At 42.2% G+C, this 17,280-nt stretch carries 13 protein-coding genes and 1 tRNA gene; 9 read left to right on the plus strand and 5 right to left on the minus strand.

Annotated elements, in window-relative coordinates:
• Positions 1-60 precede the first annotated feature (60 nt).
• The gene (hisF, locus tag HY987_RS10505; protein ID WP_292758312.1) at positions 61-885 is read right to left on the minus strand and encodes an imidazole glycerol phosphate synthase subunit HisF; all 825 of its coding nucleotides are present in this window, start codon (positions 883-885) and stop codon (positions 61-63) included.
• Positions 886-972: 87 nt separating this feature from the next.
• Positions 973-1,131, minus strand: coding sequence for a hypothetical protein (locus HY987_RS10510; RefSeq protein ID WP_292758315.1), 159 nt, complete (start codon positions 1,129-1,131; stop codon positions 973-975).
• Between the two features lie 48 nt (positions 1,132-1,179).
• On the opposite strand from HY987_RS10510, the gene HY987_RS10515 reads away from it, so the two are divergent.
• From HY987_RS10515 to HY987_RS10550, 8 genes are all read left to right on the plus strand, one after another.
• The gene (locus HY987_RS10515; protein ID WP_292758317.1) at positions 1,180-2,454 is read left to right on the plus strand and encodes a threonine/serine exporter family protein; all 1,275 of its coding nucleotides are present in this window, start codon (positions 1,180-1,182) and stop codon (positions 2,452-2,454) included.
• A gap of 38 nt (positions 2,455-2,492) precedes the next feature.
• A complete protein-coding gene (locus HY987_RS10520) occupies positions 2,493-4,151 on the plus strand; it encodes an AarF/ABC1/UbiB kinase family protein (RefSeq protein ID WP_292758319.1) in 1,659 nt (552 codons plus the stop codon).
• A 163-nt stretch (positions 4,152-4,314) separates the two neighbouring features.
• Positions 4,315-5,052 (plus strand): DUF4013 domain-containing protein, encoded by a 738-nt coding sequence (locus tag HY987_RS10525; RefSeq protein ID WP_292758321.1) that lies wholly within the window; start codon positions 4,315-4,317, stop codon positions 5,050-5,052.
• Between the two features lie 151 nt (positions 5,053-5,203).
• Positions 5,204-5,830, plus strand: a complete 627-nt coding sequence (locus tag HY987_RS10530) for a flavin reductase family protein (RefSeq protein WP_292758323.1) — start codon at positions 5,204-5,206, stop codon at positions 5,828-5,830.
• Between the two features lie 175 nt (positions 5,831-6,005).
• Positions 6,006-6,623: an FmdE family protein gene (locus HY987_RS10535; protein ID WP_292758325.1), complete on the plus strand. Its 618-nt coding sequence runs from the start codon at positions 6,006-6,008 to the stop codon at positions 6,621-6,623.
• A 195-nt stretch (positions 6,624-6,818) separates the two neighbouring features.
• Positions 6,819-7,565, plus strand: a complete 747-nt coding sequence (locus HY987_RS10540) for a DUF4013 domain-containing protein (RefSeq protein WP_292758327.1) — start codon at positions 6,819-6,821, stop codon at positions 7,563-7,565.
• Between the two features lie 79 nt (positions 7,566-7,644).
• Complete coding sequence (locus HY987_RS10545; RefSeq protein ID WP_292758329.1) at positions 7,645-8,253, plus strand: TMEM175 family protein; 609 nt, start codon at positions 7,645-7,647, stop codon at positions 8,251-8,253.
• Between the two features lie 127 nt (positions 8,254-8,380).
• Positions 8,381-8,456: transfer RNA gene (locus HY987_RS10550), tRNA-Arg, on the plus strand.
• An 85-nt stretch (positions 8,457-8,541) separates the two neighbouring features.
• On the opposite strand, the gene HY987_RS10555 is transcribed toward HY987_RS10550, so the two are convergent.
• Positions 8,542-8,994: a carboxymuconolactone decarboxylase family protein gene (locus tag HY987_RS10555; RefSeq protein ID WP_292758331.1), complete on the minus strand. Its 453-nt coding sequence runs from the start codon at positions 8,992-8,994 to the stop codon at positions 8,542-8,544.
• Positions 8,995-9,109: 115 nt separating this feature from the next.
• Here HY987_RS10555 and HY987_RS10560 point away from each other — a divergent pair, with 115 nt between their 5' ends.
• Positions 9,110-9,691 carry a YdeI family protein gene (locus HY987_RS10560; protein WP_292758334.1) on the plus strand — a complete coding sequence of 194 codons (582 nt, stop codon included), beginning with the start codon at positions 9,110-9,112 and terminating at the stop codon, positions 9,689-9,691.
• 232 nt (positions 9,692-9,923) lie between these two features.
• Here HY987_RS10560 and HY987_RS10565 read toward each other — a convergent pair whose 3' ends face one another.
• Entirely contained in the window at positions 9,924-15,206 is a 5,283-nt protein-coding gene (locus HY987_RS10565) for a DUF3320 domain-containing protein (RefSeq protein ID WP_292758336.1), read from the minus strand.
• A gap of 115 nt (positions 15,207-15,321) precedes the next feature.
• Entirely contained in the window at positions 15,322-17,070 is a 1,749-nt protein-coding gene (locus HY987_RS10570) for an ATP-dependent DNA helicase (RefSeq protein WP_292758338.1), read from the minus strand.
• Positions 17,071-17,280: the final 210 nt, after the last annotated feature.

Genomic DNA, 17,280 nt, shown 5'->3' on the forward strand with positions numbered 1-17,280 from the left:
CATATAATTTTGATGATGTATATTGTTAGGGGGATGTCAAATCTAAAAAAAATAGAAAGTTTAGAGTCGAACTGCAACACCCTTCTCCTTCAAGTACTCCTTCACCACGGGCACTGGGTACTCATCAAAGTGGAAGATGCTGGCAGCAAGAGCAGCATCTGCTTTGCCCCTGGTGAGTACTTCATAGATATCATCTGGGTTACCTCCACCACCAGAGGCAATTATGGGAATATCCAACATTTCGCTCATGGTCCTGTTCAGAGGAATGTCGTAACCATCCTTGGTACCGTCCCGGTCCATGCTTGTGAGGAGAATCTCCCCAGCACCACGTTCCTGGCACTCCATAGCCCACTTAACTGCATCTATGCCTGTGAATTCCCTTCCACCATAGATGCTGCAGTCATACCAGCAGTAACCCTGGGGGGTTTCAATTATAACATGGTCATCACTTTCTTTAGGATCTTCAATGTAGCGTCGTTTAGCATCGATACCAATAACACAGGCCTGGCTTCCCACTACCTTGGAAGCTTCATTGATAAGATCTGGGTTGTGTATGGCTGCGGTGTTGGTTGAGCATTTGTCTGCCCCGGCCTTTAGCATGTTCACATAGTCCTGGGGCTTCCTTATACCGCCACCCACACATATGGGCACGAACACATTCTCGGTGGTTGCATTTATAACATCGGCCATGGTCTCCCTGCGCTCATGGGAGGCGGTTATGTCCAGGAACACGATTTCATCTGCTCCGTCCTGGTAGTATTTGGTGGCCAGTTCCACAGGCTCTCCAGCATATCGGATCTGTTTAAATTCCACTCCTTTAACCACACGTCCATGGGGAACGTTGAGGTCGCAGTCCAGGCATGGTATAATACGTTTAGCCAGCATGATAATCCCTATAATATTTTTTTGGATGAAAATTTATTTATTTTGAAATTAATTATTCTGATTGATAAATTGTTACTACCTGGGTAATTAGGTAGATTTAGAAACTTTACAACTAACCTTTTGATCGGTGACATTTAAAACTCTTACACTGGGGTGGTAAGTCCGGTTTTTCATCAGTCCACATGACTTCATAACTTCTATTATTCTCCGGTTGCAAGTTCCACTTGCCTCCAAAGATTTAATCATCTTTAAAAACAATCATCTATTTAGAGTAAATGGGGAGTTACTGGTCAAATGGTTCCTGAAACTAATTCATCCCACATAAACCTTTCCAACATATCAGATGGAGGTGATTTACCTCCAAATCTTCTGGAATTTCTAACAGAAATAGCCCGGGCTATGACTGCTGCAGGAATCGCAGTGATGACCATAGAAGCTATTTTAAAGAACATATGTCGGGCCTATGGTGTTAAAGCCCAGGAAGTGATTGATTTTCCTACCTTCGTACTCATCAAGATCAGTGATGGGAATTCAAAGGCCCTGGCAGTGACTGGGCAGAAACCGGGCCTCTTGCCCTTAGACCAGGTATCACAATTATACGAATTAATCTACCAGGCAGAAAATGCAGAAATAACTCCAGAACAGGGTATTAACCGCATAAGTGAGATAATAAATGTTAAACGCCAGCACAACTACATAAGGCACATTTTGGGATATGCACTATACTCCATTGGGCTAGGAATGCTCCTCCTACCGACAATAAATGAATTATTATTCTGCGGAGCATTAGGGGCAATTGTAGGTTTAATTATAGGATATTCTGAGGATAAACCTAGACTAACCCTTATTTTACCGGTTTTAACCGCATTCCTGGTGTCTATGATCTTCTTTTTCGGTGTGAAGCAGGGAATTATAAAGGGATCCCTAACCATCCTGGTCCCGGCACTTTCCTACTTCATCCCGGGGGTGGTTCTGGCCACAGGAATGTATGAACTAGCAGCCAACAACGTGATATCCGGTGCCAGCCGCCTGGTCCAGGGAGTGGTCATACTGTTACTCCTCCTGTTTGGGGTTATAATGGGTCTTCAGGTGGCTGGACTCTCCGCAGGGACCTACATGGTAGCTTACCTGGCCAATCCTCTTGGATGGTGGGCTCCCTATATTGGGATCCTGGTTTTCACCCTGGGAATGTACCTCTTAATGTCTATAAGAAACCGTGACATGTTAGGGGTTTTGATTGTGTTATTTGCCACTTTTCTGGGGCTTCAAGCCGGAAACTACCTCCTGGGAGGTCTGTTTGGTGCCTTTTTAGGTTCGGCAATCATGACCATATTGGGAACATATCTGGAACGTTCAAAACTCAAAACACCATACTACGTATCAATAATACCTGCATTCTGGATTCTGGTTCCTGGGTCTCTGGGATTCATCAGCCTGGCTACACTGGCAGCACAAAACTATTCTGCATCCATTACCAACCTGATAATGGTGGTCCTGACCTTTGTGGCTATCTCTATGGGGTTATTGATTGGTGCGGTCATTGCGGATCCATTGAAAATTGAAAATTAGGAATTAACCAATGATTTAAATAAACGGTGATAATAGTGATGCCATTTTCCCGTAAAAAAATAGATTACCAGCGTTTGAAAGAGATTGTGCACTTATTGGCCAAGTACCAGTTTGATAATCTGGTGGGTGAACTGGAACTGAAGGGTTCCCGCTGGGGAGACCTGTTATATAAATACGATTCTGATCTGGATCTGGATTCAACTGCTCCGGAACGGTTAAGGATGGTTTTCGAAGAACTGGGGCCCACTTTTATTAAACTGGGGCAGATGATGAGCACCCGGGCGGATTTGGTGGGGCCAGAGATGGCTGATGAGTTCACTAAACTCCAGGATGACACTTCACCCTTTGATTTTGACACGGTAAAGGTAATTGTGGAGGGTGAACTGGGAAAACCATTAGACCAGTTATTCCAGAGCTTTGAAGAGGAACATCTGGCTGCGGCTTCCATTGGCCAGGTGCACCGTGCGGTTTTACCCGATGGCACCCTGGTGGCGATTAAGGTACAGAGGCCAGGTATTCAGGATATGGTGGAAAAAGACCTGGTTATCATGCATCACCTGGCTGATATGGTCCATACGAAAATTCCCAGTCTCCAAGTGTTCAATGTTCCGGAGATTGTGGATGAATTTGAAAAATCCATCCATAAAGAGATGGATTACGGCCTTGAAGCCAGGAACACCCAGAATTTCCAGGCTAACTTTGCTAATGATGAGGGAATCCGTTCTCCAACCGTCTTCCCGGACTATTCCACAGCCATGGTTTTAACCATGGAGTTCATCAGGGGAACCAAGATGAGTCAGGTAATGGAGAACCCGGAAGGCTTTGATAACAAGCTATTAGCGGAGAGGGTTGCTAAATCATACTTCCAGCAGCTACTGGTGGATGGATTTTTCCATGCAGATCCCCACCCTGGAAATCTCTATGTTTTAGAGGATAACGTGGTATGTTACATTGACTTTGGGATGATGGGACACATTGACCATGATTTCATGCAGAACCTGGGTGAACTCTTTGTCCAGGTGATTGACTACAAGGTGGATGCAATTATCAACCAGCTTATCTACATGGGTATCATCAATGACTCGGTGGATAGAACTATCCTTAAAAGGGATATAATGGATATACTGGACCGTTACTATGGTGCTAGTTTGAGTGATATACACCTGGGCCATATCTTAAGTGAACTGGCCCTACCCCTGATTACCAAGTACCAAGCCAGGGTACCGCCGGAATTCACCCTTATTGCCAGGGCAGTATCCCTTATTGAGGAGGTAGCCTACTCCCTTGATGGGGAATTCGATACTACTGCGCAGTTCAAACCAATGGTGAAGAAACTACTCCTGCAAAAATTCAACCCCAAAAACATGGCGGATGTATTCAAGGATAACATGTTTGAACTGGAGCACCTGGTGAAAAACTTACCTCAAAACATCAACCGCCTGGTGGCCAAGATTGAAAACGGGGAGATAAAGGTCCGTTATACCGAGGAACTCTCTGAAGACATTGAAAGAACCAGTAATAAACTGGTGGTGTCCATAATAATCGCGGCCCTGCTCCTGGGTTCCTCATGGATTATCCAGATCAACACCGGCCCCATGATCTGGGGGATGCCAATTTTAGGATTTCTGGGGTTCGCAGCCAGTGGGGTGCTGGGGGTGGGGCTTATAATCTATATTCTGCGTTACCGGAAGATTTAGAAACATAGATATATTATGCCTGAAAATAAAATTTATCCTTTTTTTAAGCTCATCCTATCAGAGAGTCTAGCGACATGCAAAAACATTTATATTGTAAAGAATTAACTGGAAATGATAATAAATTAATTGTATGATTTCATATTTACATGGGAGTTGATTTAATATGGACATGGGTGAAATTATTGGTAATGCTTTTAAGTATCCAGTTTCTAACTGGAAACGACTGTTGATTTTGGGGGTAATAGTTTTAATTTCCCAGTTTTCAATGGAAATTGTAATGGGATATGGTCGTGTTTCTGGCTTATTGTATTTTCTTTTAATTCCTGCTTTAGTAGCATCTATCCTGATATTGGGATATCAACTCAGGACAATCAGAACATCCATAATGGGTGAAAATGAACCTCCTGAATTTAATGAATGGACTAAATTGTTCCTAGATGGGCTTAAATTGTTCATTACAAGTCTTGTTTATGGAATAATTCCCACAATAGTTTTAGTTGTGGGTTTCATCATGCTACTTGTAGGATCCTCAGGCATAGGGGTGATTATTCTGTTACTGGGTGCGATACTTCTCATCATCGTGGGGATAATATCTGTAATGGCCATTTCCAACATGGCTTACTATGATGAAATAGGAGCAGCATTTAGATTCGGCGAAATCCGGGAGAGAATAGAAAGTATCGGCTGGTTAAGATACATATTGATGCTAATTTTACTAGGAATTTTTTATATTATCCTGGCAGTAGTGGCAGCGTTAGTAACCATGATACCCTTTGCAGGCTTGGTTTTAGTGAGCCTAATCATTTATCCATTCATGTACCTGTTCATGTACAGGGCATACGGATTAATCTTTAGAGAAACACTCGATGAAGAACCCGAAGAATCTCTGGTTCAAAGTTGAAAACCTCCCCGGAACTGAAATTGAACTCAAATTAAGTGGGTACAGGGTATTAAGATTGGTCTTTTACAACTGCCATTAGTAATACTCTATACTCTATTCATATGATAAATTTATATGGGTGTTTATCCTAGTTTCATAGCGGTGAACCTCTATGCAACTAAAAAACTTCAAAAGAGAATCCATAATACCCCTGCCCGTGACCTTCATTTCCACCCTTAGTCCAGATGGGGTGCGAAACGTGGCCCCTTATTCCTGTCTGATGCCTATTTTACGCCCATTTGATCTGATATGCGTGGCCACTGCGGGTGTGATGAGGGACACCTTCGATAACATGAAGGCCCGGGAAGAATTCGTCATCAGCCTCCCCGGAATGGATCTGGCTGGTAGTGTGATGCCCACAGCCAAATTCGTCCCTCCAGAGGTTAATGAATATGAACTTGCTGGTCTGGAAGAAAAACCCAGTCAGAAGATTGAAACACCAGGGGTGGACGGATGTTACGCCTGGATGGAATGCAAACTCCACAAAATCGTAGCTGAAGAATATGATAATTTCCCCTATGCACTGGTTGTGGGGAAAGTGGTGCACCTGGAAGTACGTGATGATATTTACAACCCTGAAAATGGTTCATGGGATGTGGAAAAGGCCCAGCCATTGATGATGACCGAGTCCAACCAGGGAATGCACTTCTGCACAGTGAAGGACATGGACTGGTTCGAACCCTACGGAGCAATGTTCCCCAATGGTAAAGATCCACTGGCTGGAATGTACGAAGACTAATGAAGGAATATACTTAAATACAGATGGATCAAGCAGTTCAGTAGGGAAAAAAGACCCTATGTTAATATCAAGACCCTATGTTAATATCAGTGTAGTTAACAGGGGCCGGGATGAATTTATCACCGGGTAATAATATAAATAGGAAATATACAAGTCCATTTCAGGAGTGATAATTATGGAAGATGCTAAAGAATGTGAGATAATTCCATTTTCTGATGTAATCAAATTCCACGGACATTCATGTCCAGGAATATCTATAGGGTACAGGGCGGCTGAAATAGCTATCTGTGAATTATTGTCTGCCAGGGCAGAGGATGAGGAGCTGGTGGCCATAGTTGAAAATGACAGCTGCAGTGTGGATGCCATTCAGGTGGTAACTGGATGCACCATGGGCAAGGGAAACCTAATATTCAAGGATCATGGAAAACACGTTTACACCTTTATGAACCGTGAAACCGGGGAAGCACTGCGTATATCTTTGAAAAAAGACATGACTGAAATGGATCCTGAGTTTGCCATAGCCCGGAAAAAAGCTTTCTCTCCTTCAGCCACCCCTGAGGACATGAGCCGGTTTATAGAACTCCGTAACAAAGCTACTGCTGATATATTAGAAGGACCTGCTGAGGATCTCTTCAAAGTGGAGAGTGTTGAAATGGAGTTTCCAGAAGAAGCAAGGATCTTCAAGTCCATCTACTGTGCCAAGTGTGGAGAACCAGTAGCCGAACACAGGTCCCGGGTGGAAAATGGTGAAATAGTCTGCATACCTTGTTTCAATAACTATTCGCGCAGATAATTCTTATTTTTTTTAATTCTTATTTTTTTTATTTTAAGATTGATTTTATCCTTAAGGTCATTCATTAACTTTATAAGCAATATTGATAATCATTTAATAAAATAAATTAAGAATGGGGGATGAACAATCAATTTAGGCCACGTTATTAATGATGCACTAATATATCCATTTCTGAATATTAGGAAATTTTTGATAATGGCATTATTAGGTTTGGGATCTTTTTTAATTATCCCCCTAGTCATGATGTATGGGTATAAATGGAGAATTATAGAAAGCACTATCAGGGGTTCCTATGGGTTACCCAATTTTAGGGGTGCTGGTGATTCTGATGACATACTAACCCAGGGTTTTAAATCAATCGCCGCCAGCATAATATATGAAATAATTCCGCAAAATATTGTTTTATTGGCATTGATGCTGTCTGGAAACTCTGATTTGAACAGCAATTCAGCGATAATTTCTGTCTGCATTGGTTTTGTAATTAACATTGTGTTTGTACTATCATTAGTTAACATGGTAGACGAAAACAGATTTGGGGCGGTTTTTGATTTTAAAAGGGTCTTTGGATTGATAAAAAAAATGGGATGGGTCAGATATATCCCATTTTTGATTGTTTATACTGTAATAATTGAGGTTTTATTGCTGATCGCTACTGAATTAATTCATTATGTGAAAGATCTAGGGTCTTTCATAGGTAGCCTTTCTATTTTCATAATATTTATGTTGTATTATGCCTATTTATTGATGTTCAGCAGCCGATTTAGTGGATTAGTGTATTTAACTGCTATGGAAGAACAAGGAATTGAAGAAACAACTAACATTGGTAATAATATTTTTAGTCTTTTCTGCATAGAACCACTAAATGGCAGTATTAAACAATGCGCTGCTTTTTGTTTCACAATTCCAATTAGTTACTTAATTCTGGAACTAATGGGTTGCTAAAATATCATAAAGTATTTAAAAAGTGCTGCCATATTACATTAAATAAGTTTTTAGTATATTTATGTGATAGGAGATTAAAATGGAGTCTGAAAGTTCAAGTATACTTGTAGATACTAAGCGTCTCGAAACACTGGTTGATGGAATATTTGCCATTGCCATGACTTTACTGGTTTTGGCTTTAGCTGTTCCGGATATTATCGGCCCATTATCCAACGCTGCAGTTCAAAATTCTCTTTATAGTCTAATACCCAGCTTTTACACCTTAGTTATGAGTTTCATTCTCCTGGCTCTATTCTGGAGTAATCATCACCGTGCTTTTCACCGGATAAAAAAGATGAACACCATATTATTATGGATAAACGTAATATGGCTCTTATTCATAGTACTGGTCCCATTTTCTGCTTCTTTAACAGGTAAATATGGAGAATTCCCCATTTCTCACATTATTTTCAATTTAAACATGTTGGGGATAGCAGTTTTCCTAGGTCTGAACTGGTACTATGCTGGTAGAAGTAACTTTATAGATGAAAAAATAGATCCAAAAACAGTAACCATATCTAAGAGGACCAACGCGCTTTTCATAGGCATTGCTCTTTTAGCACTATTGTTATCATTTATAGTCCCCAGATTCAGTGCTTTAGTGTATCTACTCATCTTCCCCCTGGAGTATCTGATAAATAAGATATGAAAAATTATTTAAAATGTTCTTCTTTGTGTGAAGCTCATCTGTCCAGGGTGGTAAAGTTTATATTAGGTTATATTCAAAAAAAGAATACACTTCATTAGTGTAAGATCATTTTTTTTAAATAATTTTTGGGCCTGTAGTCTAGCCTGGAACATGACGTGGGACTTCGGATCCCAAGGTCGGGGGTTCAAATCCCCCCAGGTCCGTTTATTTTATTGGATTTGTTTTGATCAACCTTTTTTTAAGATCAACCTTTTTTTAAAAAGTTGGGGTATTAATTCTCTTAGTCAGCTATTTGGGATTTTCATTCGATGACCCCTTTTCTAGAATACTGTTTAAGTATCCGTCAGGTTCCCGTTCCAAGGTTTTAAATCCTTCAGATTTGTCATTATTCTTAGTTATCTCGTTTACAGGTGGTTTAAAACGTAATTTGTTCCCAGGTTCATGATCATCTAAAAGTGCATAGGCTGTGTTAAACCCGGAACCCATACGCACCAGACCAGCTACAGCAGCAGCTTCCATAATTTCTTCTTGTGTGGCGCCTGTTTTAAGGGCCTGTTTTTTGTGTGCACGTGTGCACGGGTCACATTTCACTGCAACAGCACATGCCAGGGCAATGAGGCTTTTTTCCTTGAGGGTTAAGGCACCATCTTTTAATATTTCTGATGCCAATTTTTTAAAAGCAGAATCCACATCTTCACCAAGAACCTCTGTAAACCGGTTAGGTCGGGCTTTTTCTTCCATTATAATTATCTCCTGAGTTTCATGAGATCCACTGTTTATAATTTGCAGGGATTAGACTTCATAATTTCTATCACATCATCTTTATATCCATATCAATCACTATAAATTAACTATTATGTCCAAATCTCTCCGGGATCAGTTTCAACGTTTCTACGCCAGAAACAGGGAAGAGTGGAGATGGTGGCTCACTGAACACCATGAAACTTCTCCAGGGGTATGGCTCATTTATTATAAGAAAAACAGTGAAAAAACCGGGATTTCTTATGATGATGCAGTGGAAGAAGCCCTTAGCTTCGGCTGGATTGACAGTAAAGTCAATACTCTGGATGAAGAACGTTACATGCAGGTTTTCACACCCCGAAAACCAGGTAGCACCTGGTCAAAGCTAAACAAACAGCGAATTGAAAAACTTATGAAAAAAGGTCTGATGAATCCCCGGGGATTGGAAAAGGTGGAAGCCGCTAAAAAGGATGGTTCATGGAATTTTATGGATGATATTGAAGATCTGGTGGTTCCAGAAGATTTGAAAAATGCTTTGAACAAGGATAAAATAGCCTTTGATAATTTTGAGGCATTCAGTGGTTCAGTTAAAAAACAGGTATTGTACTGGATTGCTAGTGCTAAAAAGGATGAAACACGAATTAAAAGAATTGAAAAAACTCTTGAAAGTATCAAAAAAGGGGAAACTCCCTTTTAATAAATTTTAATAGATCGAGTTTATTAAATTTATATAAATATCCGTAGTTGTAGTAAAATAAATGTGGAAGGTGTGTGGAAGATAAGCGGATATCCTTTGATTGAAGAATAAATCAAATATTCTGGAAACTTACACGTTAATGGAATATATTTTCTATTCTTTTTAAGGGGAATAATCTTTTTTTTAAGGGAATAATTCTCAATCCCCTTTCAATGGGATGTATATTTCAGATTTATTCCCGGATAAGATCCACCATTCCATCTGGTCGTTCTTCAATTTCACCCTTCTGGATCAGATCATTAATAACTCCTTTTATCCGGCTTATTGCAGGTTTACGGGTTACTTTGGCTCCGAATAGTCGTGAAACTTCTCGAATCAGTTCATCCACATGGGTGGCGTACTGTGATTTTAAGATGATTCTCACTGCAGCCGCAATTTCCTCTGGACTTATGAGGTCCATCTTAGCGGGGGTTTTACCTGTTCTCCTGCGAACCACCACCGGGGCATCTTTATAATATAAAAAGTCACCTTTCTGGATTATCTGACCATCCATCAATCCCAGATTGATGGCTTCTTTCATAACAGCCTGCACACGTCTTCCAGCCCGACTGAGTCCCCAGTAAGTTCTCACTCGTTTTACAACTTCGTCATAGTGTATGGGGCCTTCTATTTCCACTACTTTCATAGCTGCCCGGGCAATGTCTCCCACTGGCTGACTGTGGAATTCCCCGGAAACAACAACACCGGGATCTTCACAAACCACATATTTTGGTAATTCATCTTTTGCTTCTTTTGGTAATTCTTTTGCTTCTTTTTTAATCTCTGAATCAGGAGATGATTCCATTTGGGATTCTAAAATTTCTCTAAATTCTGTAATATCGGTATATTTTCCATCATTGGAACTAATTTCACCAGTTTCTTCGGTAAGTTCAATAATATCTTCAATTTCTTCTAATGGAGATTTATTTTCTCTTCCTTCTTCAGGGGTCTGATCTGTTTCTTTAGGGGTTCGATCTGTAGTGTCTTCTACAGAGGGAAGATCTGTAACCTTTTCAGTGGTAGTTTCTTCTACAGTAGAGCTAATATCACTTTCCCCCTCTTCTACAGATGTAATTATTCCAGCCTCTTCCACGGGAGGAATAGCTTCTTCCCCACGATCTTCACCCAGAAGTTCTTCAATTATTGCCAGGAGCCGTTTCTGTACTTCACCACGATTTCGATACCAGTCTGTAGACCATAAGCTATGGAAGCGCCATCCTAGTCCTTTCAGGATTTGTTGGCGGAGTCGATCCCGGTCCCGGGCCACCCTGCTGGTCTGGTACATGGGCCCGTCACAGGCAATGCCCAGAAGATAATGTCCAGGGTATTCAGGATCCAAAACTGCTAGATCCACCCGGAAACCAGCACAACCCACTCTACGGTGGACTTCATATCCATGTTCACTTAAAAATTCAAAAACAGCCTCTTCAAAGGCATCATCCGCGGTATGTTGAATCATATCCAGATGACTCAGGGTTTTCTCCTCAGCATATTCCAGGAATTCTTTAAGGGCACGAAGTCCGAAGGGTGCACTTGAACCTAATTGAAGGTCCTGACCCCTGAAGTTGGAGAATATCAAACACTTCTCACGGGCACGTGTTAAGAGAACATTCAAACGTCTTTCTCCCCCATCCTGGTTCACCGGTCCGAAGTTATGGCTCAAATTACCTTCTGAGTCGAATCCATAACCCACACTAACCATTATAACATCCCGCTCATCTCCCTGGATTGTTTCCAAGTTTTTCACGAAGAAATGCTCCCCATGATTCCCTTTAAAATACTTCTCCATTTTAGGGTTGAGCTTCAACTGCAGTTCCAGTTCTTCCAGGATGGCCTGCTGCTGCCGTACATTGAAGGTACCCACACCCAGACTCTTGGTATCACCATACTTCTGGTAATGGTCAAACACTGCTTTAATAACTGCTTTGGCCTCTGCCCTGTTGGTTGCAGTTTTCCCCCGGTCATAAACAGTTTCTGGGAGGTGAACCAGTTTCAATCCCAGTTCCTCAGAGTCCTGGCTGGGTGAGGGGTAGATCAACAGGTGGTTATCATAGAATTCCTGATTACTGACTGCGATGAGGGATTCATGCCGGCTCCGGTAGTGCCAGCGGAGCATCTTCGAGGGGAAGCTACGTTTGCAAAGGTGGAGGATGCTTTCCATATCTGCTAGAACGGCCAGGTCATAATCATCACTTTCCACATCAATCAAAATGTCGAAAAAGCTGGTGGGAGGTAACTGTCTTGTGTCTCCCATTACAACAGCACATCGGGCCCTTAAAAGCGCCCCCAAGGCATCTTCAGGTTTCACCTGGCTGGCTTCATCGAAGATAACGTAGTCGAAGCGCAGGTTCTTCACACTGTAGGGGTCCAGGTACTGGGCTATGGAAAGGGGGCTCATCATGAAACATGGTTTGATGGTCTGGATTATGCCTCCGCAGATGGATAATAGTTTTCTAATGGGCATGTGTCCCCGTTTACGGGAAAATTCACTTTTAAGCACTCCCAGTTCTGAACGGGGGGAGGCGGTGCTGGAAAGTGATGGTCGGTTCTGGTGTAATTCCTGGGCTATCCGGAAACGGTTAAGATTTATAATCTTACGGTCCAGTTCCCTGAATTCATTTATCTTCTTCTCATGAACATCTCCCACGAAACGGGAGAGTGATGGTTTCTCTAAAAATAGAATGCGAAGGAGTGAATCTGCGAAGTTACCCTCTAAGCAGGGTATAATGTCGGTTGCTTCAATTTCATCTTTATCCACCAGTTCCACCAGGTTACTGCCCACTGTTTCCAGACACTCCACCCTGGATGAACTGAAACGCGACCAGTTCTGCAAACTAGAAAGCCCCACTTTTAGGAGGGAAATCTGGGATAATAGGTAATCAATCGGGCTCTTGGTCAGAGACTCTCCTAAAGCCGAGTCAGGGTTAAAGTGGAGGTAACTATCCAACTGATTTATGTACAGGAGGATCTGGTTATAATCCTGGTGCATTTCCTGGGTGATCTGTTTAATTTCATACTGTTGCGTGGAATCAAGGATTATAAGAATTTTCTCGGTAATTCTGCCTTCTTCAAGGGCTTTCCTGAATTTGAGTATCCATTCAGATATGTCCTTCAGGTTTTCAGCTTCACTTTCCTCCCTCTTCCAGTGGGAGCCAAACAGAGATCGGGCCAGTTCATCCTGTTCTCTGATCTTTAACTGCAGTTTTTGGCATCTTATGAGTTCTTCCAGATCCTGAAGTATTATCTCATCATTTTCAGGGGTTTTACCAAGGTAAAGTTTACCAATCCTTTTTTTAGCCTTTTTAAAATCTCCACTAAGGAATTTTAGTAGTTTCGGTTTTTGTTCCTGGAAATTCATGAGTAATGATGAAATATCTTCGTCCAAAACTCCTTCCTTGAACCTTTTCAGGCCTTTGGATTTGGCTTTGTATTCTTCCAGACTTTTAATGAGATTGTAAACCTGTAATTTGTCATAATCCCATTTGGTGTTAAGGATAAGTTCCCTTTCCAGGGATGGGAAGGAGGATATTATCTCTACTGCTGCTATCAGGTGTTCTGTATCCTCCAGTGTCACCGGGATCTTAACACCGGATATTTTGGAAAGAGTTTCTGCCTTCAAATTCAGTTCATTGAGTGTTTCGATGGTTTCCTCTAGCAGGGTTTCGATTTCCTCTTCTTCGGCAGGTAGTATGGGGTCTGGTCGGGTTGATTTCCATGGATTATAGGCTACTGGCTTCACCAGTTTGTACAACTCCCCCAGTTCCTTGAACTTGTTGATGGTTCGCTGCCATTGCCTTAAAGTGCAAGTTGCACTGTTATCCATGGTGAAACGTGGCATTCTGGTGCCATTTTTTTCAAAATGGTGCAATGATTTTTCTTTAACTCCGAAAAGCTGGTAGGGTGTCCATTTGATTTCTGCGTAGGGAGAATGCAGTAGGGTAACATATTCATTCAGATTTGATTTTAACTCTTCAATGGTGCTGAGATCATCATCCATTGAAAGATCAATGGGTTTAGGATTCCGTAATACACTTTCCAGTTTCTCCAGAACATCTTTTTTCTGGGATTTTTTGCTGTGAAGTTCCAGACAGAATTCTCCCAAACCAACACTGTCCAGACGCCCTTTAACCACTTCCAGGGCGGCCATTTTCTCACTAACAAAGAGAACAGTGTTACCTCTTGCCAGTAATTCTGCTATCAGGTTCACAATGGTCTGGGATTTGCCAGTTCCAGGGGGCCCCTCCACCACCAGGTCCCGGCCATGTTTCACATCTTCTATAACTGCGATCTGAGATGAATCTGCATCCATAACATGGTAAACATCTTCGGATGATAGTTTCACGTCTACCTGGTCTTCCTGGAATCCCGGCCCCAGTTCTTCTTCTGTTGGGTCGAATATGGCTTTAATAAGGGGGTTCTCTTCCAGGGGCATGTCTTCGGGCCAGCTTTCCGGGTCCAAGTCCTTGTACATCACGAACTTGGTGAAACTGAAAAAACCAAGGTAAGCCTTATCCCGAACTTCCCAGCTTTTTTCATGGGAAACAGCTTCTCTTACCTGGTCTAAATATTCATCAATGCCTTCCTGGGTTCGGGGCATTTCAAAATCAGGTATTTCCACCCCATAATCCAGTAATTTGGCCTGAAGGGATATGTTTGAGATTATGTCTTCACCAGTCCAGCGAAGCTTAAAAGAACCCTTCACTCGCTTACGTTCCAGTTCCACCGGGATGAGAATCAGGGGTGCTTCACGATCACCGGGTGTCCCGTTATTTTCATGCCATTTCAAGAATCCCATGGCCAAGTAAAGAATATTATAACCCTGTTCTTCCATCATAGACCTGGCACGCTGATTTATATAGAACAACCGCCGTTGAAGCTCTGATGGAGTTAAATCAGTGGATAAAAAGATTTCTTTATTCTTTTCAAGGGTTTCCTGGTCTAATGAGGGTGATTCCCATAGTAAGGATTCTTCAGGGGCAAGACATTCCTCATCACTATCTTCATCTGGAAAATCAGGGGATGTAGCATCATCGGTTACAGGTGAAGATAGATCATCTACATCTATATCCTCGACAGAAGGTTCCCCCAGTTCATCAGCAACAGCCGAAGATGTTAAACCTTCATCATCTACCTTTTTAATTCCTTTATCAGTGCTAGAAACTGATTCTTTATCCGTGGTTTGGCTTCCCACAGTTAGGGAAGAATCCTGCTCTTTAAAATAAGTTTTATCCGTGTAATCCGTATCTGACCGTGTGTCGGAGTCTGTCCGGGGAATAAACTGTAAAAGTTTCCTTTTGCTTTTTTTAAGGACTAATCGGTCGTAAATCTCAGCTAGTTCTCCCTCTTTAACTTTTACGGTCATGCTGCGGGAGCGGAAGTTTAAAAGCTGGTTACGCATGGTAAGATCCAGCAAGCTCTGCCTTAGAACATCGATCTGTCTGTATATGTCCACCTTGGAAAGTTCGGACATTTTCATTGTACCTCTCATTACTTGGATTGGCCCGGGAACTAACAATAATTATTAATATACTTGGTAATGGTTTATTTAAACTCTATATTAAAACTATCTCATCTTTCTATGAACATAATGGTTATTCTCTCTGTATGGCATCCTTGAAGAAGCTGGGCACCAGTTCCCGGTAGAGCTTGTTCCTGAGTAACATGCGGAAGTTCCCATCCAGGATGTAAGTCTCACAGTAATCATCCTCAGCACGCATGCCACGTCCATACGCCTGAAGGAGTGTCATAATTGTTTTATAAGCATACCAGGAAGGATCTTGTTGTTTACGCTGGTTAATTTGGGGATCTCCTAAGTAAGGGAATGGTATCTTGTAGATAACTTGGAATTGACACTTTTCGTAGGGTAAGTCTACTCCTTCACTCATGGAGGGACTTACCAGTACTCGTGGATCGGCACTGTGTTCAAATCGGTTAAGAACATGCTCCCTGTTTTTGGAGTTGTGGCCCATTAAACGGGGATTTTTAAGGTGTTTGATGATGTATTCCTGGCACTTGTAGTTATGGGTGTGTATCAGCCCTCTCTCATATTTGTGGTGTTCAATGATTTTCTCAAGTACCGGGATGGTTTTGGGGGCGGTACGTTTGATCAGGCGGTGGGACATGTTTCCCACCAGTTTCAGATGCACTGGACGGGATGATGGGGGGAAGGCGCTCTTGATTTCCAGGTGATAGGTTTCTTCTGGTTCGATGCCCAGCCACTGGCAGAAGAGGTCCTGATCCAGGATGGTGGCACTCATAAACAGCCTTATATCTGCATGGTTAAGCAGCCGGTCGTTGGCATAGGTGTTAACCCGGAGTGGTTTGAATGAAACTCCTCCGGGACTAGTGTCCACCACCCAGTTATCCGGAGTTTCCTCCAGGTTCCGTGAAAGCTCGCTGAGGTTCATTTTCATCCGATTTACCCGGTCAGCCTGGTTTTTGGGGATCTGTTTAATATTGATGTCCTGGTAGTCTTCGTATAGTGATTCCACAAAGAGTATCCATTCCTGTGGTTCTTTGTGTTGCATCATACTGGGGGGTATGGTCTTTTTGATTTCACGTTGCAGCCTGCGGTTGTAGAGGTTAACCTCCAGGCGCTGCATGAGCTTGTTCTCCAGGTTATGGGCCTCATCCAGGACCATCAGGTCCCTTTTACCGAAGTGTTTCACGTAGTTAAGTTCCAGGAGGGCGTAATCATAGTTCATCAGGGTTATGGAGCTTTCTGCTGCATGGGCTTTTTGATCCCAGTAGCGACATCTCTGGTTGGAACGGAAATAAAGGGGTGATCCGAAGGCATCCTGAAAGGCGTGCATCTCCCCACCAAAGGGAGATTTACTAATACCATAATCACAGGCAAATTTCTGAGTGCTGGGAATGGTCTGACAGGTTCCCTGGTCACAACTAAACTCCAGGCTCTCATTCTGGCACAGGAAATTTCCACGGCCTTTCACCATGGGGTAACCAAACTCTGCTGCGTACTGGGACTGTAGCTGTTTGGTCATGGTGAGTATGTAGGCTGGATGGTATAAGCGGGCCAGGGTGGTGGCTACCACTGACTTACCCGTTCCAGTGCCGGCTTCCAGGATTATGTTAGAGTAACCCTCTTCTATGGCATCCCTGATTTCGGATATTATCTCCAGTTGCCCTTCCCGAGGTGAGGCGAAGGGGAACTTCTCAATTATGTCCTCGTCAATGTGGGGATAAGCCCTTTTAATGGCATTGATTCTTGATGATGATATTTTAGGAGTTTTAGCCTGGATGCTATTTTCAACACTTCCAGAGTTACATATGCAGCGGTCTTTTATCATTCCGCACTTGTCACAGAAAAAGCCGTTATCCATAGAGAGTTATATTTTGGGTAATGGTATAAATAGGTAAAGTTTCCCAGCGTATGAATAGTATTCTTTTAAAAATAGTTTATTATATAGTTTTAAGGGGTTTATTTAAATTTAATCTGAGTAAACTCCTTTTAAATACTTTTGTATGAACTGAATGATGATCCTGGCCTTTATTGGAGTTTTTTTTACAATGCAGATTTAATAATACATTTA

The organism is Methanobacterium sp. (assembly GCF_016217785.1).
Lineage (GTDB): Archaea > Methanobacteriota > Methanobacteria > Methanobacteriales > Methanobacteriaceae > Methanobacterium.